Origin of the sequence: Nitratireductor thuwali, assembly GCF_036621415.1 — a bacterium.
Lineage (GTDB): Bacteria > Pseudomonadota > Alphaproteobacteria > Rhizobiales > Rhizobiaceae > Chelativorans > Chelativorans thuwali.
Window position 1 is genome coordinate 1,823,191 of the sequence record NZ_CP030941.1, and the last position, 20,281, is coordinate 1,843,471.

A 20,281-nucleotide genomic window follows, 5' to 3' on the forward strand; every position below is an offset into this window, starting at 1 on the left:
CAAATCTTAGCCCAAGTCTTAGCAGGCCGCACCGATCCGCCTATTGCTGGCCTCAGCTGCCCTCTACCTCCTCGCGCAGCATTTCCAGTTCCAGCCATTCCTCTTCCAGCCGGTCGCGCGTGGCGCGTTTTTCGTCCAGTTCCTTCGTGAACCGCTGAAACGCCACGGCATCGCGCGCATAAAGCGCCGGATCAGAAAGCTTCGCCTCCAGCGCCTCGATCTCCGTGCCGAGCTGGGCGATCTTCTCCGGCAGCTTCTCCAGCGCGAATTTCTGCTTGTAGGAGAGCTTTTGGGCGTTGGGCTTGGCCGCGCGCGGGGCCGGCCCGCCGCCCTTGCCCTTTGCGGCATCCCCCTGGCCGCGGGCCTTGCGGCGCTCCAGCTCCTCGCCCTTGCGCTGCGCCATCATATCCGAATAGCCGCCGGCATACTCCGTCCAGCGTCCGTCGCCCTCCGGCGCTATGGTGCTCGTCACCGTCCGGTCGAGAAAATCGCGGTCATGGCTGACCAGGAGCACGGTCCCCGGAAAATCCTCCACCAGCTCCTGCAGAAGGTCGAGCGTCTCCATGTCAAGATCGTTCGTCGGCTCGTCGAGAACAAGGAGGTTGGCCGGCCGCGACAGGAGCCGGGCCAGCACGAGCCGCGCCTTTTCGCCACCCGAAAGCTCGCGGATCGGCGTGCGCGCCTGCTCGGGCTTGAACAGGAAGTCCTTCATATAGGAAACGACATGCCGCTCCTGGCCGTTGACCACCACGCTGTCGCCGCGCCCGTCGGTCAGGAAATGGCTGAGCGTTTCGGACGGATCGAGCGTCCGCTTCTGGTCGAGAACGGCGATCTCCAGGTTGGCGCCCAGCCGCAGCGTGCCCGAATCCGGCGCGAGACGCCCGATCAGAAGATTGATCAGCGTCGTCTTGCCCGCCCCATTGGGGCCGACAAAGCCGATCCGGTCGCCGCGCAAGATGCGGGCGGAGAAATCCACCACGACCGGATTCCCGTCATAGGATTTGTTCAATCCCTTGGCCTCGATCACCAGCTTGCCGGATTCGGCCGCGTCACTCGCCTGCATGGTCGCCACGCCTTCGGCACGGCGGTGTGTGCGGTGCTTTTCGCGCAACCCCTGCAATTCGCCCAACCGGCGCACATTACGCTTGCGCCGTGCCGTCACGCCATAGCGCAGCCAGTGTTCCTCGCGGGCGATCTGTCGGCCCAGCTTGTGCTGCTCGCGCTCTTCCTCTTCCAGCACCGTATCGCGCCAATCCTCGAAATGGGCGAACCCCTTGTCGAGCCGCCGGGTCACGCCCCGGTCGAGCCACACCGTCGCCCGGCTGACCCGCTCCAGGAAACGCCGGTCGTGCGAGATCGTCACCAGCGCCGACGAGGAGCGCTGCAATTCCTCCTCCAGCCATTCGATGGTCGCCAGGTCCAGATGGTTCGTCGGCTCGTCGAGAAGCAGAAGGTCTGGTTCGGGCGCCAGCACGCGGGCAAGGGCCGCACGGCGCGCCTCGCCGCCCGAAAGCGTGGCCGGGTCTTCCTCGCCGGTCAGCCCCAGCCGGTCGATCACCAGCGCCACCCGGTTCACGTCGTCGGCAGGTCCCAGCCCTGCCTCCACATAGGCCCGCACCGTGGCATAGCCTTGCCAATCAGGCGCCTGCGCCAGATAGCGCACGGTCGCGCTCGGCTGGCGGAATACTTCGCCATCCTGCGGCTCCACCATCCCCGCAGCGATCTTGAGAAGCGTCGACTTGCCCGATCCGTTGCGCCCCACCAGCGCGATGCGCTCGCCGGGGCCGACCATCAGCGACGCGCCGTTCAATAGGGGCGTGCCTCCAAAAGTCAGGCGGATATCTTCCAGTTTCAATAGCGGTGGCGCCATGTCAGCGCACTCCCTCGGTGGTAAGATGGGCGATCAGCAGGGCGCGACCTTCCTCAAGCCTCACGCACAGCCTTCCCCGGACCTCATTGGAAATCGTCAGCGAGGAGCCAAACGGCACGATGACGTTGTCGAGCGGCCATTTCGCACCTTCGACAGTGAGCCCCGCAAGCTCGCCGAAGGCAAGGATGGAAAAGATTGTTCCTTGGCCGTAATCGAATTCATGGCGGGTGCCCGGCAGCAGCGCATGGCCCTCCTGCGCCCCGCTCGTCAGAAGCACGGGAATGCCGCGCCCGGCAAGCTGCAACGCCAGCGTCATGTGCAGGAAGGCATGGTCCGGCCGCTCCCCGCCGAACGCCCCGACGAGAACGAATTGGCTGGCGCCGGCCGCCAGTGCCAGATCGATGGCCAGTTCTCCGTCGGTCTTGTCCTTATTGGGCGGGTATATCTCACGGGGAATGTCCGAATACTGCCGCAGCAGTTCGTCCGGCGCCGAATCGAAATCACCAACCCAAAGTTCCGGCACGAGCTCCAGCGTGGCGGCATGGCGCATGCCCGAATCCGCCGCCAGGACGCGGCTGCCGGAAAGCTGTGCGTCGAGTTCGGGGGTGCGGTGGGCATCACCGCCGAGGAGAATGGCGAAACGGGTCATGGCCGTGGCGCATATCACGAAGCCGCGCAATGCGCCAACGCGGAACAGCACTTGCGCGCAAACGTTGCGCGCCCTATTTTCCCAACCGCTCTAACGGGGTGCCGGCCGCCATCTGCGCGGCTTGCTGAGAGGTCATATGCCAACCCGCTGAACCTGATCCGGCTTGCACCGGCGGAGGGATTAGACGCGATAGCGCCTCATTCCCCTGAACCCGAATACGAGGAGGCGCCCGATGCGCATGAAAACCATTCTCCCGCTCCTGATCACGGCCTTGGCAACCGCCCCTGCCGCGGGCCCGCTGCCGGCCGCGGCGCAGGAAAAGCTCACCATCTACACCTATGAAAGCTTCACCTCGGACTGGGGTCCCGGCCCGCAGGTGGAGGAGGCGTTCGAGGCCGAATGCGGCTGCGATCTGGAGTTCATTTCGGTCGCCGATGGCGTTGCCCTGCTCAACCGCGTCAGGCTGGAGGGCGAAGGCACGAGGGCGGACATCGTCCTGGGGCTCGACACGAACCTGATCCATGACGCGAAGGAAACCGGCCTTTTCGTCCCCCACAATGTCGACCTCGGCAGGATCGACGTTCCCGGCGGCTACGAGGACGATGTCTTCGTGCCCTATGACTACGGCTACTTCGCCTTTGTCTACGACACCGAAGCCGTATCCGAGCCGCCGGCCAGCCTCAAGGAACTGGTGGAGAACGACAGCGATTTGAAGATCGCCATCCAGGACCCGCGCACCTCCACCCCCGGCCTCGGCCTGCTCCTGTGGATGAAAGCCGTCTATGGCGAAGAGGCCGCTGCCGCCTGGGCCAAGCTGGAAGACAAGGTGCTGACGGTGACGCCGGGCTGGAGCGAATCCTACGGGCTGTTCACCAGCGGAGAAGTGCCGATGGTCCTCTCCTACACCACGTCGCCTGCCTATCACCGCATCGCCGAGGACAGCGAGAGATACAAGGCGGCCGCGTTCAAGGAAGGCCACTACCTGCAGATCGAGGTGGCCGCCAAGACCACGACCGGCGCCGGCAATCCGCTGGCCGACCAGTTCCTTTCCTTCATGATCGGTCCCGGCTTCCAGGACGTGATCCCGGAGACCAACTGGATGTTTCCGGCCGGCCAGACGTCCGAACCGCTGAACCCAGTCTTCGGCGAGTTGGTCCAGCCGGACCGCGCGCTGCTCTTTACACCCGAGGAAGTGGCGGCCAACCGCAAGGCCTGGGTCGATGAATGGCTTTCCGTGATGAGCCGGTGAGGCGTACCGCCTCGTTCGACGGCCGTGTCGCCGCCGGCGCATTCGCGCTGGCGGCGATCGCATTTCTGGTTGGTGGCGCCTTCGCCGGCCTGATGGTGGAAGCCGCCGGCAACTGGCGGGGAGCCCTTTCCGCATTCGACCTCTATCTCGTGCGCGTCGCCCGCTTCACGCTCTGGCAGGCGCTGCTTTCCACCCTGCTCTCGGTCGTACCGGCCATCTTCGTGGCACGGGCGCTCGCCCGGCATCCCCGGTTCTTCGGGCGCAGCTTTATCCTGCAGCTTTTCGCCGTTCCGCTGGCGCTCCCGGCAATCGTCGCCGCGCTCGGCGTTCTGGCGCTCTATGGGCGCGCCGGCTATTTTGCGCCGGTATTCTCGGGCCTTGCGCAAGAGCGCTGGCCGGGCATCTATGGCCTCTCGGGCATTCTCGTCGCCCATGTCTTCTTCAACCTTCCCCTGGCCACGCGGCTGCTGCTTGCGGCGCTGGAAAACATTGCCGCCGACCAATGGCGCCTTTCGGCACAGCTCGGCATGGGCGCGCGCGCTTCTTTCCGCTTTATCGAGTGGCCTGTCCTGCGCGCTGCCTTGCCGGGCGTGGCGGGACTCGTCTTCATGCTGTGCGCAACCTCCTTCACAATCGTGCTGACGCTTGGCGGCGGTCCTCGCGCCACCACCCTGGAAGTGGCGATCTATCAGGCGCTGCGGTTCGATTTCGACCCCGCCCGCGCCATCGCCCTAACCCTGACGCAGATCGCACTGACGGCGCTGATCGTCACCGCGCTCGCCCGCCTCGGCGCCTCGGTCACCGGTGACGCCAGCCTGCCCGCCTCGCCCCGGCGTGCGCTCTTCCCAAGTAACCCGGAACGGCTGTTCAATTCAGCCGCCATCCTGGCAGCGCTGGCCTTCGTCGCCGGCCCGATGCTCGCGACCGTTCTGGCGGGCCTTGAATCGGAACTGTCACGCCTTGCGCGGGAGGCGGCATTTCTGGCCGCACTGCGGACCAGCCTCATCTTTTCCGCCAGTTCCGCCGCGCTTTGCCTGCTGCTGTCGATCGCCCTCGTCATGGCCCGCCGCGCACTGGAAATCCGCAGGGGCGGCCGGTCCATCGGTGCCCTGGAGCAGATGACGGACACCGGCGCCATGCTGGTTCTGATCGTGCCGCCGATCATCATCGGCGCCGGCTGGTTCATCCTGCTTCGCCATCTGGGAGACGTCTTTGCGTTTGCACCCGTCATGGTGATTACGGTCAACGCGCTCATGGCCATGCCCTTCGCCATCAGGATGCTGCGCCCGGCCCACGATGCCGCCAGCGCCCGCCACGAAAAACTGTGCCTGGCGCTCGGCATTGGCGGGTGGAACCGCTTGCGCCTCGTCGACTGGCCGAGCCTGCGCGCGCCGGCGGGCACCGCCTTCGCTTTCGCCATGGCGCTTTCGCTGGGCGATCTCGGGGTCATCGCGCTGTTCGGCAGCGATCAGGTGCAGACATTGCCCTACCTGCTGCTACAGCGCATGGGCAGCTACCGGACCGCCGATGCGGCCGGGCTCGCACTGTTTCTGGGCCTGTTGTGCATGGCGCTGATGTTTCTCGCGGGCCGCTGGGGTAAGGAACGCGCATGACCACGACACATGCGACGAGCCGGGGCGGGGCTTCCATAGGCCTCAAGCAGGCATTCTTCACCTATCCCGGCGCCGCCGCGATGCTGTTCGACCTTGAGATCGAACGCTCCGACATCGTCGCCGTGATGGGGCCGAGCGGATCGGGCAAGTCGACACTGCTCAATCTCGTCGCGGGCTTTGAAACGCCGGATGACGGCCGCATACTGATCGGCGGACGGGACGTTACGGCTCTTCCGCCCGTCAGGCGGCCGGTCTCGATGGTGTTTCAGGAGAACAACCTGTTCGCCCATCTTACCGTGGAGCAGAATGTCGGTCTCGGCCGGTCGCCCGGGCTGCGCTTGCGCGAGCAGGACCGGACGGACATTGCCGCCGCCCTTTCGCGGACGGGACTGTCGGGAAAGGAGAACCGCCTCCCGCACGCCCTTTCCGGCGGCGAGCGCCAGCGCGTGGCGCTGGCCCGGGTGCTCGTGCGCGACCGGCCGGTGCTGCTTTTGGACGAGCCCTTCGCCTCGCTCGGTCCTGCGCTGCGCGACGAAATGCTGGAACTTGTGAAGGATCTCCATCGCGACCGCGCCATGACCATTGTCATGGCCACCCACCATCCCCGCGACGCCGCCCGGCTGACGAGTACGATGATCGTGGTCGACAACGGCCGGGTGGCCGGGATCGGCCCGACGGCGGAGTTCCTTTCGGGCAAGGGGCCCGAGGCATTCGATCTCTATCTCGGTGCGCAGGGTAGGAAAGAATGACCGCGCGCATTGCCTGTCGTGATTCCACCATTATCTACCGGTGCATATAGGACAGTCGCAGACGGTTCGAGGCCGATGCCTCTCCGGTCATTGCGGCTGTTCTGTCGCGTCGGGCTCCGCGCGCGGGACGATCTTGTCTTGAGGCCAAGTCTGTGGCTAGGTCCCCGGCGGAGGCGGTATTAGCGCAAGTGTCATTCGGAAGGAACCGGCCCTGTCGCACGGTGTATCATTAGGAAGAGCCGCGATCGGGCGGAAAGGCAGCCGCATGCTTCTTCGCGGCGGGCTGCTTGGTGCCGGCATGCTGCTTGCCGGGTGCCAGACTTTGGATATGGGCGACTCGAAGTTCGTGCCGTCCGACAATCCGGTTACCGTCGACACCGTTACCCGCGGCGACCGGCTGGCCAGCCTGGCGCGCCGTCAGCATCCCAAGATCCTCCAGACCTATGGCGGCGAATATTCGGACCCGAAGCTGGAGCGCATGCTGGCCAAGGTGGTCGGCAGGCTGACCCTCAACCCCGACAGCCCGTCACAAGCCTACCGCATCACCATTTTGGATTCGCCGAACATCAATGCGTTCGCACTACCTGGCGGCTATCTCTATGTCACCCGGGGACTGCTGGCATTGGCCAATGATTCGGCCGAGGTTGCGGCGGTGCTGGCGCATGAGATGGCGCATGTAACCGCGAATCACGGCATCGAGAGGCAGCGCAAGGAAGCAGAGGCCGACCTGACCACGCGCGTCGTCGACGAGGTTCTGGTCGGCGACAGCACCGCCCGCGCGGCCGCCGTGCGCGGCAAGCTGAGGCTGGCCCAGTTCTCGCGCAATCAGGAATTGGAAGCGGATGCCGTGGGCATCAAGGCCACCGGCAGAGCCGGCTACGATCCCTATGCCGCCGCCCGGTTCCTGCGCTCGATGGACGCCTATCAGAGCTTCCGCAATGTCAGCGGCGCGAGTGACGCGAGCCTCGATTTTCTGGCGAGTCACCCCAACGCGCCGCGCCGCATCGAGCTCGCCCAGGGCCATGCCAGGCAATTCGGCATGCCCGGCACCGGGGCACGCGACCGCGAAGCCTTCCTCGACGGCATCGATGGTATCCTGTTCGGCGACAAGCCGGATCAAGGCTATGTGCGCGGCACCGACTTCATGCACCCGACGCTCGGCGTTGCGTTCTCCGTGCCCGAAGGGTTCGTGATCGACAATTCCTCGGGCGAGGTCGTCGCCGCCGGCCCCGGCAATCTCGCCTTCCGGTTCGACGGCACCACCGTTGCCTCCTCCTTGTCGCTGACCGACTACCTCAACTCCGGCTGGCTCGACGGCCTCGACAAGTCCTCGATCCGCACGACCACCATCAATGGCCGCGAGGCTGTAAATGCCCGCGCCTATGCCGACGATTGGCAATTCGACGTGACGGTCGTAAGGGTCGGCGAACAGGTCTATCGGCTTCTGACCGGGGCGCCGCGCGAGAGCACGCAACTCGACAGCATCGCCCGCCAGATCACCGGCACCTTCCGCGTGATGGACCAGGCAGAAATCGCCGCGCTGAAGCCGCTGCGCATCCGTGTGGTGACGGTCAGGCCGGGAGATAGCGTTGCAACCTTCGCCAATCAGATGGTCGGCGTCGGCCGCAAGCTGGAACTGTTCAGGGTGTTGAACGCGCTGGGCCCCGGCACCACCCTATCGGCCGGCGACAGGGTGAAGATCGTCACCGATCGTTGAGCGGGCGATGCGCCCGCGTCAGGGCCGCGGCTGCAGCTCGGGATGCTTTTCAACGAGAGCGGTGCGGAGTTTCTCCAGGGCGCGCGATTCGATCTGCCTGACCCTCTCCTTCGAGATGCCGAGGGTCTCGCCGAGCGATTCGAGGGTTGCGCCGTCTTCCGACAGGCGTCTTTGCCGGAGTATCTGGAGTTCGCGGCCGTTCAGCGTCATCAGCGCCTGCTCCAACCATGCGCTTCGCCGTTCGCCGTCGATCGTTTCGCCGACCACGTCGTCCGGCAACGGCGCATCGCTGACGAGGAACTCGATCCGTTCGGTCGCCTGATCGTTATCGGTCTTCAACGGCGCGTTGAGTGACGAGTCCGAGCCTGCCAGCCGGGAATCCATGAGCGCCACATCGGACTCCGGAACCTTGAGCGCGAGCGCCACCTCGCGATAGACGTCGGCTGTCGAGGTGGAGTCGCCTGTCCGCTGAAGCTTCGCACGCAGCCGCCGGAGATTGAAGAACAGCGCCTTCTGAGCCGAACTCGTTCCGCCGCGCACGATCGACCAGTTGCGCAGGATGAAATCCTGCATCGATGCCCGGATCCACCAGGTCGCATAGGTCGAGAAGCGGACTTCACGCTCCGGGTCGAATCGCGCGGCCGCTTCCAGCAGCCCCACATGCCCTTCCTGGATCAGGTCGCTCATCGACAGGCCGAAATTACGGAACTTCGCTGCCATGGAGATGACCAGCCGCATGTGAGCGGTCGTGATGCGGTGCAGCGCATCCTGATCCTTGCCCTGCTTCCACTTGACCGCCAACTCGTGCTCTTCATCGCGCTCCAGATAGGGCGCCTTCATCGCCGCCTTGATCATTCGCTGCCTGGCACTATTTTCCATGATGGCTGCTCCCGATACCCCGCTCCCAAACCCGACCGGTATCGCCGGCCCCGCTCGCTCCTAAGAGCAAGCGTTGGGAACAGTAACGTCTGGCAATGCCTGATAGTTCCATCTCCGCTGCCCCCGCAGGAGCCGTGCGAGGGCTGCCATGCAAAAAGCCCGGCGCTGGGCCGGGCTTCAAATGCGTTGGCAGAGAAAGGGGTATTATGCCGCCTCTTCCTTCTCCGTCTCGGCCTCCTCGTTGTCGGCCTTGGCGCCGCGGCGCGGACCCTTGTTGAGGTTGACCTCGATGAGGCGGACAGCCTCGGTCTCCGACATCTGGTTGACCGCTGCGATCTCACGCGCCATCCGGTCGAGCGCCGCCTCATAGAGCTGACGCTCGGAGTAGGACTGCTCGGGCTGGTTCTCGGCCCGATAAAGGTCGCGCACGACCTCCGAGATGGAGATCAGGTCGCCGGAATTGATCTTGGCATCATACTCCTGCGCGCGGCGCGACCACATGGTGCGCTTCACGCGGGCACGTCCCTGAACGACCTTGAGAGCGCGATCCACATAATCCGTCTCGGAAAGCTTGCGCATGCCGATCGATGTCGCCTTGGCGACCGGCACCTTGAGGCGCATCTTGTCCTTCTGGAAGTCGATCACGAACAGCTCCAGCTTGTGCCCGGCCACTTCCTGTTCCTCGATCGTAGCGATCTGCCCGACGCCGTGCGCTGGGTAGACGATGTACTCGCCCGTCTTGAAACCCTGACGTGTTGCCGATTTTTTTTGCTGGGTTGCCATACGCCTGAAACTCCTGTTCTTAATGGGGCGCGGAGATTTGATTCTCCTGCCCGGGGCGGTAGCGCCGGAGACTTGACTCTCGCGTGCTTGGAACGTGCAACTCACTCTGTGAAAGATGGGTCCGGATGTTCCAGTTGCCAAGCGGCACACAAAGTGCCACGGCCCAGATTGACTGGCCCGGATATTAGATCCCACCCCTCAGTGATTGTTCGCTTGCGCCATCGAAAGACGTGTTGGTCACCGTCATATCGAGTCAAGCTACCATAAAAAGCTGAAAGAATCAACTATTTGCCGCACATGCACAATTGCGGCGAAGCGCCGGTGCTCCACCCTCGGCCAATCGCGACATAGCGCCGCAGCTCATTTGCCCGCCGGTCCCGGCGGTTCACCCCTGCGGTTCAAGTGCAGGTCGCGTCCTTTCAACGCGACTCCGAAAAGTGGGCGCCCGCATTCGCAAAAGATCATGCTCCAGCAAGGGGACAGGTCACGATCAAGACAGCCTTGTCGTGATCTAGTCGCCCTGGCCTGGCTCCGTGGAGAAATATTTCTCGAACTTGCCCTCTTCGCCATCGAACTCCTTGGCGTCCGGCGGAGGATCTCTCTTGACAGTGATGTTGGGCCATTTCTCGGCGAATTCCGTATTCACCTGCAGCCATTTGTCGAGGCCCGGCTCGGTATCCGGCTTGATGGCCTCGGCCGGACATTCGGGCTCGCAGACGCCGCAGTCGATGCACTCGTCCGGATGAATGACGAGCATGTTCTCGCCTTCATAGAAGCAGTCGACAGGGCACACCTCCACGCAATCCATATATTTGCATTTGATGCAATTGTCGGTCACGAGATAGGTCATCTGGGGCTCCCGGTGCTCCGGAGAATGGGCTTCATGTCTGCCGCAAACCATGCTGGACTAGTGCTAACGGCGGGTGAGGTAGCCCCTTTGAAGGGCCGTGGCAAGGGTTCACATTGCGTCGCCGGGCGCGGCAGGAGAACATCGTTTCACAATGCCGGCGGCGACACATTGGGGCCCGGATCAATCGCTCAGTCCTCGTTGCGCAACCGTTCTATCTGGCGGCGTTCGCGCTTGGTCGGCCGCCCTGCGCCGGCTGCCCGCTCACCGTCAGCCGGCTTCACGGCTATTTCCGCCGGCGGCGTCAAATCCTCGTAAAGCGTCCGGGCTTCCTCGGCCGGTCCGCGCCGCGCGCCGGGCAGCAGCACCTTGTAGACGACGATGCGCCGCTCCAGCGTGATCGTCAGCACGTCGCCGGGTTTGACCGGATAGGCGGCCTGGTCGACCTTGACGCGGTTGACCCGCACCTTGCCGGCCACCGTCAGCTTGGCCGCCAGCGAGCGCGACTTCACCACCCGCGCGAAGAACAGCCATTTGTCTATGCGCTGGCGTTCGGACGGAGCAGTCAACACATGGCCCTATTTCTTGAGCTGTTCCCGGAGCGCGGCAAGTTTGGCGAAGGGCGAATCCGGATCGACCTTCGCCGGCCGGCTCGGTTGGGGCGGCCGCGCCTGGGGATGCTTCGGCCCCTGGCTGGGTTTGCCCTTCGGTCCACCCTTACGCTGGCCGTCGCGCCCATGACCAGCTCCCTGGTCAGCCCGGCGGCTGGGATTGCGTCCCTTCGCACGCGCGGGCTTGTCTCCCTCTCGCTGCTCGCGCTTTTGCACCGGCTTGCGGCGCTCGAAACGGGCGGGCCGCCAGATCAGCACGGGCCGGGGCGCTTCTTCGGCCTCGCCCTCCCCTGACGCCGAAGCAGGCGCAGCGGAGGCAGCGGAGGCAGATTGTTCCGGACCGGGCTTGGCGGTCGCTTCCGGTTCGTCCACCTCCAACGGCTGCGCCGGGCCACGGTCGGCAACAGGTTCCCCGTCCCGACGGCCAGCGTCTTGCCCGGCTTCGGACCCGCCGGCTTCCTCCACGGAGGCCGATGCGGCCGCCGGCTGAGTTGCAGCTTCGGCGGGTGCCTGTGCCGGCGGGCCTTCAGCGCCGGTCTGCGCTGCTTGCTCGCTTCCGGCTTGCTTTGCCGCCGCCTCTTCATCGAGCGCTTGGAGCCTCGCCGCAACCTCCTCGGCCGGCTTTTCCTCAGCCCGGTAGCCGAGCCCCTTGAGGATAGCCTCCATGTCCTCGGCGGTAGCGCCCAGGATCGACATCATTGCCGGAGTCACGATAAAGGCGCTGCCGTCGAACGCGCCTTCCGGGCGCGGGCCGCTGCCGGGCTTCCAGGCAAGCGCCGGGCGTATGAGATCGGCCAGGCGCTCGAGGATGTCGACACGCACGGCCCGCCTACCCAGATTGCGGAACCCCGCCAAGCGGTAAAAGGCCCGCTCGAATTCGGAATCGGTGACGACCGACGTGCGGCCGGCGGCCAGCGCGGTCACGACATCTCCGAAGCCGGGCTTGTCCTTGGCATCGTTGGCAAGCGCCCACAGCAGCGTCGCCAAGCCGGCAGGCGCCGGCTTGATGAGCGCGGGAATGAAGACGTGATAGGCGCCGAAGCGCACACCCAGCCGGCGCAGCGCGGCGCGCGCATCCTGATCGAGGCCGCGCACCTCGTCCGCCACGTCGCGGCGATTGAGCAGGCCGAAATTCTCCGATAGCTGGAACGCCAGCCCGCGTGCGATGCCTGAAAGTGCATCTGCCTGCCGCAGATCCAGCAGTGGCTTCAGATGGCTTTCCACCTGGAAATTTACGAACCGCTCCGCCCGCTGCACGACCTTGTCACGCGCCGGCCCCGTCAATTGCTCGTCGGCCAGCACGACGACGCGCGGCCTCAGAGCGTCGTCGCCGGCCACCAGCGTGGCAACGGGCGCACCGAGCCAGCGCAGCACGCCATCCGACCCCAGCGCCAGATCGCCGTTCGGCGCCGCGCCGAAGCGCTCAGCCCGTGTCTCGAACTCGGCCGCAAGCGCCTTCTGCGCCGCCGCCTTGACGGCGCGGGCGTCCTCGCCCTCCGCCGTCCTGTCCGCGGTAAAGCGAAAACCCTGCATCTCGCCCACGTGATGTCCTTCTACCAGGACTTCACCTGCGGCGCTTACTTCTGCTTCCGGCATTGCGTTCTCTCTCAGGCGCTTCATGAGCACGGAAGTCCTGCGGTCAACGAAGCGTTTCGTCAATCGCTCATGCAGCGCATCGGACAGCCTGTCCTCAATCTCTCGCGTTTTTTCCTGCCAGTGTGTCGGATCGGCCAACCAGCCGGGCCGGTGGGAGACAAAGGTCCAGGTACGGATTTGGGCAATGCGATGCGAAAGCGCATCAATTTCGCCTTCGGTCGAGGTGGCCCGCCGCACCTGATCGGCCATGTAGTCCTCGTCAACACGGCCGAACTTTGCAAGGTCAGTGAAGATCGCCCTGACGATCTCGGCATGCTGGGCCGGCGCGATCTTGCGGTAGTCCGGCAGCGCGCATGCATCCCACAGCGTCTCGACCTGCCGCCGATCCCCGGCCAGAGCGCGAATGTCTTCTTCGCGCGACAGATGATCCAGGACCTTCATGTCCGCCGCCGGCAGAGCCCTGGTCAGCCCCTCGATCGCGGGCAGGCGCTCGAGCGAAGCCTTGAGGGCATCGATGGAGGAGAAATCCGTCTGCGACGAGCGCCATTGCAGGACCTTGGAGGGCTCGAAATGATGCGTCTCGATCCGCTCGACGAGCGCATCGTCCAGTGGATCGACCCGGCCCGTGACACCGAACGTGCCGTCGCGGACGTGCCGGCCGGCACGTCCAGCGATCTGCCCAAGCTCCGCAGCCGAAAGCGGACGATACTGGAAACCGTCGAATTTCTGGTTCTGCGCGAAGGCCACGTGATCAACGTCGAGATTGAGGCCCATGCCGATGGCGTCCGTCGCCACCAGATAGTCGACGTCCCCCGACTGGTAGAGCGCCACCTGCGCATTGCGCGTGCGCGGGCTGAGGGCGCCGAGCACGATGGCCGCGCCGCCGCGCTGCCGGCGGATGAGCTCCCCGATGGCGTAGACCTCGTCGGCGGAGAATGCGACAATGGCCGAGCGCCGCGGCAGGCGCGTGATCTTCTTGGATCCCGAATAGGTGAGCACCGACATGCGCGGCCGCGTGACCACGGAAATGCCCTTGAGAAGGCGCTCCAGGATGCCGCGCATGGTGGCAGCACCCAAAAGCAGCGTCTCCTGGCGCCCGCGCAGATGCAGCAGCCGGTCGGTGAAGATGTGCCCACGCTCCAGATCGGCGGCAAGCTGCACTTCGTCGATGGCCACGAAATCGGCATCGGTCTGGCGCGGCATGGCCTCGACGGTGCAGACGGAATAGCGCGCACCGGGAGGCACGATCTTTTCCTCGCCCGTGACGAGCGACACGTTCTCCACGCCCACCCGGCCTGCGACCCTGCCATAGACCTCGCGCGCCAATAGCCGGAGCGGCAGCCCGATGAGGCCGGATTTGTGCGCCACCATCCGCTCGATCGCCATATGCGTCTTGCCGGTATTGGTGGGGCCAAGCACCGCGGTGACGCCGCGTCCACGCAGGATCGCCGCTTCAGAGCTGTTCGGCTGAATGTTCATTCGCAGCCTTGAATTGCGCAAAACCGGGACGGGCCGATCGCCTTCCTCCGCGGTTTCACTTCGGACAACCAGTTGCGCACCCGCGGATGTCGTTTCCGCAGAATGCTGCCGCAGTCATATAGGAAGCATGGCCGCCAGCAAAAGGCAAAAGCTGCCGGCAACGATGTTCCCGCGTGTCGAACTTCGGCCCGGCAAACTTTGGCCGGTTAATTTTTGGAACGAGTCTGGAACGAATCGGCGACGAATCACTCACCAGCGTGTATTCCTGATTTGTTCACCCCAATATCTTGTGCTCTGGACGGTGCCAGCGGCCACATGATGAATCGCGACATTTCTCGGCAGAAGCGATTCGGCATCGGGCGTTAATCTTTTCCGCGCCGACGGAGCGGTGCATCGCAACGAACCTTCTAAGTTTAAGATTTCGTTCACCTTTCTGAACCGTCCGTTAAACGATCTTGCGCCGCTGGACCGGCGCGCGTTAACGAACCGGCCAAACACGGAACGAATCGGCGACGAATCGGCGCTTCACTGAGGTTCCTGATACGTTCTCCACTACATATTGTGATATCCACAGGCTTTCAACAGACGTTCCACAGCCTGGCGCTCGGCTAGACCCCGCATCAGACCGTGGATGTTAGGAAGTGCGTGCCGTTGTGGCACACGCCATGTCAGGTCCACCTCAGGTAATGTACTGCCCACCATTGGCGGTGAGCGTCGAGCCGGTGATGAAGCCGGCGTCGTCCGAAGCCAGGAACACCACGCAGCGCGCTATTTCGCTGGCCTCCCCGAGCCGTCCAATGGGGATCTGCGCGACGATCTTCTCGCGCACGGCTTCCGGCACGGCCATCACCATGTCCGTGGCGATATAGCCCGGACAGATGGTGTTGACCGTAATGCCTGCCCGCGCGCCTTCCTGGGCGAGCGCCTTCGTGAAGCCGATATCGCCGGCCTTGGCGGCAGAGTAGTTCGCCTGTCCGGCCTGTCCCTTCTGGCCGTTGATGGAGGAGACGGTGATTACCCGGCCGAACTTGCGCTCGCGCATACCGGGCCAGACAGGATGCGTCATATTGAAGACGCCGCTCAGATTGGTGTCAACGACCTCTCGCCACTGCTGCGGCGTCATCTTGTGAAACATGGCATCGCGTGTGATGCCGGCATTGTTCACCAGAACATCGACCGGCCCGAGTTCGGCCTCGACCTTGGCGATGCCCGCCGCGCATTCCTCGTAGTCGGCAACGGACCAGCGGAAGGCCGGTATGCCTGTCTCCTGGGTAAAGCGGCTCGCCGCCTCCTCGTTGCCGGCATAGTTCGCCGCAACCTGGTAGCCCGCCTCCTTCAGAGCGATCGATATCGCCGCCCCGATGCCGCGCGTTCCACCGGTAACCAGTGCCGTTCTTGCCATGATAGTCGCCTCCCTTGGCGTTCCCCTCGTTCAGATCCGTGTATCCGGACTTTCTATGGGGCGCGGGCTGGGCCCGCGCCGATTTGCGTCAGAGCGCTTCGATGCACATGGCCACGCCCATGCCGCCGCCGATGCACAATGTAGCAAGCCCCTTCTTGGCGCCGCGCCGGCGCATCTCGTGCACGAGCGTGTTGAAGACGCGCGCGCCCGAAGCGCCGATAGGGTGGCCGATGGCGATCGCCCCGCCATTGACGTTCACGATCTCCGGATTCCACCCCATGTCCTTGTTGACGGCGCAGGCCTGGGCGGCAAAGGCTTCATTGGCCTCGACCAGGTCGAGGTCGTCGGTCTTCCAGCCGGCCCGCTCCAGCGCTTTGCGCGAGGCGGGAATGGGGCCGGTACCCATGATCTCGGGGTCCACGCCGGCCGTCGCCCAGGATGCGATTCGGGCCAACGGCTTGATCCCCCGGCGGTTCGCCTCCTCCTCGCTCATCAGCAGCGCGCCGGCCGCGCCGTCATTGATGCCGGAGGCGTTGGCGGCAGTCACCGTGCCTTCCTTGTCGAAGGCGGGGCGCAGCTTCTGCATGCCCTCGATTGTCGCGCCATGGCGGATATATTCGTCGTCCTCGACAACCGTCTCGCCCTTGCGCGACTTGACCGTCACCGCGACGATCTCGTCCTTGAAGCGTCCGGCCTTCTGCGCCGCTTCCGCCTTGTTCTGCGAGGCCAGCGCGAACTGGTCCTGCTCATCGCGGGTTATCTGGAACTTGCGCGCCACGTTCTCGGCCGTGACCCCCATATGATAGCCGTTGAAGGCGTCCCACAGCCCGTCGCGGATCATCGTATCGATCATGGTGTAGTCGCCCATCTTCACGCCGCTGCGCAAATGAGCGCAATGGGGCGCCAGCGACATGGATTCCTGTCCGCCGGCAACAACGATCCTGGCATCGCCGCAGGCGATCTGCTGCATGCCGATAGCGATGGCCCTGAGGCCGGACCCGCAGACCTGGTTGAGCCCCCAAGCGGTTGTCTCCTTGGGCATTCCGGCGTTGACAGCCGCCTGCCGTGCCGGGTTCTGGCCCTGGCCCGCCGTCAGCACCTGACCCAGGATCACCTCGTCCACTTCATCGGCCGCCACGCCGGCGCGCTCCAGAACGGCCCGCAGCACAGCTGTCCCCAGATCATGTGCGGGAACCTGGGCGAAAGCGCCGTTGAACGCGCCAACGGGCGTGCGCGCCGCGCTGGCGACAACAATCGAATTCGAAGCGGACATAGGGGAGCCTCCTGGGGAAACGAACGGGACATTTCCGTTCAGATCGTATCTTCCCATTCGTCGAGGTCAATCGCCGGTGTGAGGAAAGCCTCGGCAACAGCGCAAAAGCCGCCTATCGGGTGCATTGCACACAAAGCGCTTTCAATTGCCCGCTTCTTTCGCATATCCTGCCGAAAAGGTGGGAGAAGACATGAAATTACTGCCTAAAAGCGCGTCAGGGGGAGGTCTGTGATGCCCGCGAAGGACGACCCGGTGGTCATCAAGAAATATGCCAACCGCCGCCTCTACAATACCGGAACGAGCACCTATGTGACGCTTGAAGATCTCGCCGAAATGGTCAAGCGCGACGAGGATTTCGTAGTGCAGGATGCCAAGACCGGCGACAATATCACCCACGCGGTGCTCACCCAGATCATTTTTGAGCTGGAAAACGACAAGAACGGGCAGAACATGCTGCCCATTTCGTTCCTGCGGCAGCTTATCTCCTTTTATGGAGACCAGATGCAGATGGTCGTGCCGAGCTTCCTTGAGCAATCCATGGAGGCTTTCTCAAAGGAGCAGGAGCGCATCCGTGAACAGATGCGCCAGACTTTCGGCACCACGCCCATGGACATGATGCAGATGGGCGTGCCGATGAAGATGATCGAGGAACAAACGAAGCGGAATCTGGAGGTGTTCCAGAATGCCATGCGCATGTTCACGCCGATGGCGCCGACCGGCAATGGTACGGCCGCCAAGGAGGAAGGCGGGGGCGGCGAGGCTGGACGCGACGATCTGAACGACCTGCGCGACCAGATCGCGGCCATGCAGCGCAAGATCGATTCCATGTCCCGGGAATAAAGGCGCGGGAATAAAAAGACCGGCGCAAGGCCGGTCCTTTTTGAATTGGGTGTTGCCTGAGAACGCGTGAAACTACGCTTCCTTGGGCTCCAGCACTTGGCGGCCGCGATACATGCCCGACTTCAGGTCGACATGGTGCGGCCGGCGCAGTTCGCCGGAGTTCTTGTCTTCGACATAGGTCGGCGCCTTGAGCGTGTCTGCCGAGCGGCGCATGCCCCGCTTCGACGGCGACGTTTTCCTTTTAGGTACAGCCATTGTTCTGCTCCGGTGATCGTAAAAAGACCGTCGCGGCCCTGATTTCAGGGGCCCCGCAATCCGGCCGGGTATCGGAATTCGGGTCGCCTATACACGGCAATCAACCATTTGGCCAGTGGGAAGCGGCAAATTTTGCTCCGGGCGCCGTCAGGACGACTGATCTTCGGCGCGCAGATCGTAGCGGTCGATCAGTACCGGACTGACCAGCTTCGCGTGGAGAAACAGCAGCACGAGCTCGGTGTCCGGCCCCTCGCCCTCCTCCAGGGCGCGCTCCAGCCGCCCGGCCATCGCATCGGTCGCGCCTTCGCCATTGACGGCGGCATATTCCCCTTCCCCCATAAGGCAGTAGGCCATGAAGGAGCCGACCGCGGGATAGGCGTCTGGCGGAGGTTCCCCCTTGGCGCTTTCAGCCATCAGGCCCACCGTCGCCAGCTTGACCGCCTCGGGCACCTGCGCTGGATGAAGACCGTAACGCCGCATCGCTTCGTCCAGCCGGCGCATGTCCTCCGAGCGGCCGAACAGGCCGAAAAAACCGATAGCCGAGCCACGCTTCGCCATCAGTCGGTCCTCAGGCAATTGACATAGCCGCCCGCCTTGCGGGCGCGCGCTTCGATGATGGAGGCCAGCCGGCTGAGGCCGGCAGATGGCCTGGCGGGCTGGCGCCCCAACGGGTTGGGCAATGTTACCGCCAGGAGCGCTGCCTGTCTCGCCGAAAGATCCTTGGCGGATCGTCCGAAATGATATTGCGCCGCCGCCTCCACGCCGTAAATGCCTGGCCCCCATTCGGCGATGTTCAGATAGATTTCCATGATGCGCGCCTTGGGCACGGCCCAGTCGAAATAGACCGCAAGCGGCACCTCGAGCGCCTTTCGCACGAAAGAGCGCCCGGGCCACAGGAAAAGATTCTTCACAGTCTGCATGGGTATGGTGGAGGCCCCGCGCGGTTTTTCACCCGAAAGCGCGTCGCTGATCACCGTGTTGAGCGCGCGCCAATCGACCCCCGCATGGCTGCAGAACTGGCCGTCCTCGGACATGGCGACCGAATGAATGACGGCAGGACTTATCTGGTCCAGCGGCACCCAGCGCCGGTCGTAGCCCTTCAACATGATAAGATCGGCAAGCATCAGGGTCGATACCGGGTGCAGCACGGGAGAGCGATAGGCGAGCGTCAGGAGCAGGGGCACGGCGGCGACCGCCACGAGCACGAGCAGAATTCGGCGTAGCCAGCGGCGCAGGGTGCCACGGGGGCGCTTTCGCCCGCCCTTGCCGCGTGTCCGCTTTTCCCCCTCGACCGTTGGCACCGGCACGCAAAACTCCCCGGCCGCTGCTCCATCAGGCCCGGCGGGCATCGGCATCGCGGCATGAACGACATCTGGCCACGGCATCAGGGGCACCCTGGAAGATGTATCGCGACCAACCCCTCGATACCGGCAGCGCGGCCTGCTGGCAACGGCCAAGTCCCATCGGGACAAATGCCCGGTATTGACCATTGCGGCGAATGCCGTCATCGCTCGCCGGATGGAATATCTGGAAACCGAAACATTCGAGAATCTGCTGGCGCTTCGCGCCGACGAGGTGGAGCAACTCCTGAGGCAGCTGCTCGACGGGAGGCTGCGCGAGGGCGAGGTCGACCGCCCCCGCCGGCTGATCGAGGCCATGCGTCACGGCGCGCTCAATGGCGGCAAGCGGCTTCGCCCCTTTCTCCTGGTCGAGACCGCGGAAATGTTCGAGCATGGCGGACGCGCCGCGTTGCGCTCTGCCGCCGCCCTTGAATGCGTGCACTGCTACTCGCTGATCCACGACGACCTGCCGGCCATGGACAATGACGACATGCGCCGCGGCCAACCCACGGTCCACCGCGCCTTCGATGAAGCAAGCGCGATCCTTGCCGGCGATAGTCTGCTCACCTACGCGTTCGACATCATCGCCGACGCCGAAACGGAATTGCCGGCCACCACCCGGCTGGAGCTGGTGCTGAAGCTGGCGCGCGCGGCAGGCCTCGGCGGCATGGCCGGAGGACAGGCATTGGACCTGGAAGCCGAGCGCGTGTTCCCCGATGAAGGCGGCATCATAAAGCTCCAGGCGATGAAGACCGGCGCGCTCATCCGCTATGCCTGCGAGGCCGGCGCCATCATCGGCCACGCAGGTCCTGCCGATATCGAGCGCTTGGGCGCCTTCGGCTCGGCGATCGGACTGGCTTTCCAACTCGCCGACGATCTGCTCGACCTTACCGCAACGCCCGAAAGCGTGGGCAAAGCCACCGGCAAGGACGCCGAGGCGGGCAAGGCCACCCTGGCGCGCCTGCACGGCGAAGAGTGGGTCCGCAGCCAGCTCAAAGGCCTCGTCGGCCAGGCGGAAGAGCTGCTGGAGCCCTATGGCGAGCGGGCGGCTATCCTGCGTCACGCCGCCCGCTTCGTGGCCGCCCGCAACCGCTGAAAAGAACTGGCTCTGGCGACGCCTGCAGCTCCA

The 20,281-nt window shown here is 64.5% G+C and carries 18 protein-coding genes and 1 riboswitch; of the genes, 6 read left to right on the top strand and 12 right to left on the bottom strand.

Going from position 1 to position 20,281, the window contains the following annotated elements; translation table 11 throughout:
• Positions 1-52 precede the first annotated feature (52 nt).
• Positions 53-1,870, bottom strand: a complete 1,818-nt coding sequence (locus NTH_RS08770) for an ABC-F family ATP-binding cassette domain-containing protein (RefSeq protein ID WP_338529665.1) — start codon at positions 1,868-1,870, stop codon at positions 53-55.
• Position 1,871: 1 nt separating this feature from the next.
• Positions 1,872-2,519 carry a thiamine diphosphokinase gene (locus NTH_RS08775; protein ID WP_338529666.1) on the bottom strand — a complete coding sequence of 216 codons (648 nt, stop codon included), beginning with the start codon at positions 2,517-2,519 and terminating at the stop codon, positions 1,872-1,874.
• A gap of 84 nt (positions 2,520-2,603) precedes the next feature.
• A riboswitch (TPP riboswitch) is annotated at positions 2,604-2,716 on the top strand.
• 35 nt (positions 2,717-2,751) lie between these two features.
• Between NTH_RS08775 and thiB the strand changes: the two genes are divergently transcribed.
• From thiB to NTH_RS08795, 4 genes are all read left to right on the top strand, one after another.
• Positions 2,752-3,768, top strand: coding sequence for a thiamine ABC transporter substrate binding subunit (gene thiB / locus NTH_RS08780; RefSeq protein ID WP_422392367.1), 1,017 nt, complete (start codon positions 2,752-2,754; stop codon positions 3,766-3,768).
• Positions 3,744-5,381: a thiamine/thiamine pyrophosphate ABC transporter permease gene (gene thiP / locus NTH_RS08785; protein WP_338529668.1), complete on the top strand. Its 1,638-nt coding sequence runs from the start codon at positions 3,744-3,746 to the stop codon at positions 5,379-5,381. The genes thiB and thiP overlap by 25 nt, the downstream gene beginning before the upstream one ends.
• Positions 5,378-6,130 carry a thiamine ABC transporter ATP-binding protein gene (gene thiQ, locus NTH_RS08790; protein ID WP_338529669.1) on the top strand — a complete coding sequence of 251 codons (753 nt, stop codon included), beginning with the start codon at positions 5,378-5,380 and terminating at the stop codon, positions 6,128-6,130. The genes thiP and thiQ overlap by 4 nt, the downstream gene beginning before the upstream one ends.
• A 265-nt stretch (positions 6,131-6,395) precedes the next feature.
• Positions 6,396-7,847, top strand: coding sequence for a M48 family metalloprotease (locus NTH_RS08795; protein WP_338529670.1), 1,452 nt, complete (start codon positions 6,396-6,398; stop codon positions 7,845-7,847).
• A gap of 18 nt (positions 7,848-7,865) precedes the next feature.
• Here NTH_RS08795 and NTH_RS08800 read toward each other — a convergent pair whose 3' ends face one another.
• From NTH_RS08800 to NTH_RS08830, 7 genes are all read right to left on the bottom strand, one after another.
• Positions 7,866-8,729 carry an RNA polymerase factor sigma-32 gene (locus NTH_RS08800; protein WP_338531840.1) on the bottom strand — a complete coding sequence of 288 codons (864 nt, stop codon included), beginning with the start codon at positions 8,727-8,729 and terminating at the stop codon, positions 7,866-7,868.
• 201 nt (positions 8,730-8,930) lie between these two features.
• Positions 8,931-9,509, bottom strand: coding sequence for a CarD family transcriptional regulator (locus NTH_RS08805; protein ID WP_338529671.1), 579 nt, complete (start codon positions 9,507-9,509; stop codon positions 8,931-8,933).
• A 511-nt stretch (positions 9,510-10,020) separates the two neighbouring features.
• The gene (gene fdxA, locus NTH_RS08810; protein WP_338529672.1) at positions 10,021-10,359 is read right to left on the bottom strand and encodes a ferredoxin FdxA; all 339 of its coding nucleotides are present in this window, start codon (positions 10,357-10,359) and stop codon (positions 10,021-10,023) included.
• 188 nt (positions 10,360-10,547) lie between these two features.
• Entirely contained in the window at positions 10,548-10,925 is a 378-nt protein-coding gene (locus tag NTH_RS08815) for an RNA-binding S4 domain-containing protein (protein WP_338531841.1), read from the bottom strand.
• 9 nt (positions 10,926-10,934) lie between these two features.
• A complete protein-coding gene (locus NTH_RS08820) occupies positions 10,935-14,042 on the bottom strand; it encodes a helicase-related protein (protein ID WP_338529673.1) in 3,108 nt (1,035 codons plus the stop codon).
• Positions 14,043-14,721: 679 nt separating this feature from the next.
• Complete coding sequence (phbB, locus tag NTH_RS08825) at positions 14,722-15,444, bottom strand: acetoacetyl-CoA reductase (RefSeq protein WP_338529674.1); 723 nt, start codon at positions 15,442-15,444, stop codon at positions 14,722-14,724.
• Between the two features lie 88 nt (positions 15,445-15,532).
• Positions 15,533-16,717, bottom strand: a complete 1,185-nt coding sequence (locus NTH_RS08830; protein ID WP_338529675.1) for an acetyl-CoA C-acetyltransferase — start codon at positions 16,715-16,717, stop codon at positions 15,533-15,535.
• A gap of 231 nt (positions 16,718-16,948) precedes the next feature.
• Between NTH_RS08830 and phaR the strand changes: the two genes are divergently transcribed.
• Positions 16,949-17,557 (top strand): polyhydroxyalkanoate synthesis repressor PhaR, encoded by a 609-nt coding sequence (gene phaR / locus NTH_RS08835; protein WP_338529676.1) that lies wholly within the window; start codon positions 16,949-16,951, stop codon positions 17,555-17,557.
• Between the two features lie 72 nt (positions 17,558-17,629).
• On the opposite strand, the gene rpmF is transcribed toward phaR, so the two are convergent.
• The 3 genes from rpmF to mtgA form a co-directional block, all read right to left on the bottom strand.
• Complete coding sequence (rpmF, locus tag NTH_RS08840) at positions 17,630-17,812, bottom strand: 50S ribosomal protein L32 (protein WP_265517765.1); 183 nt, start codon at positions 17,810-17,812, stop codon at positions 17,630-17,632.
• A 147-nt stretch (positions 17,813-17,959) separates the two neighbouring features.
• Positions 17,960-18,370, bottom strand: a complete 411-nt coding sequence (locus NTH_RS08845; protein WP_338529677.1) for a hypothetical protein — start codon at positions 18,368-18,370, stop codon at positions 17,960-17,962.
• Positions 18,370-19,161: a monofunctional biosynthetic peptidoglycan transglycosylase gene (mtgA, locus tag NTH_RS08850; protein WP_422392430.1), complete on the bottom strand. Its 792-nt coding sequence runs from the start codon at positions 19,159-19,161 to the stop codon at positions 18,370-18,372. Before mtgA ends, NTH_RS08845 begins: the two co-directional genes overlap by 1 nt.
• Positions 19,162-19,330: 169 nt before the next feature.
• Here mtgA and NTH_RS08855 point away from each other — a divergent pair, with 169 nt between their 5' ends.
• A complete protein-coding gene (locus NTH_RS08855) occupies positions 19,331-20,248 on the top strand; it encodes a polyprenyl synthetase family protein (protein WP_338531843.1) in 918 nt (305 codons plus the stop codon).
• Positions 20,249-20,281: the final 33 nt, after the last annotated feature.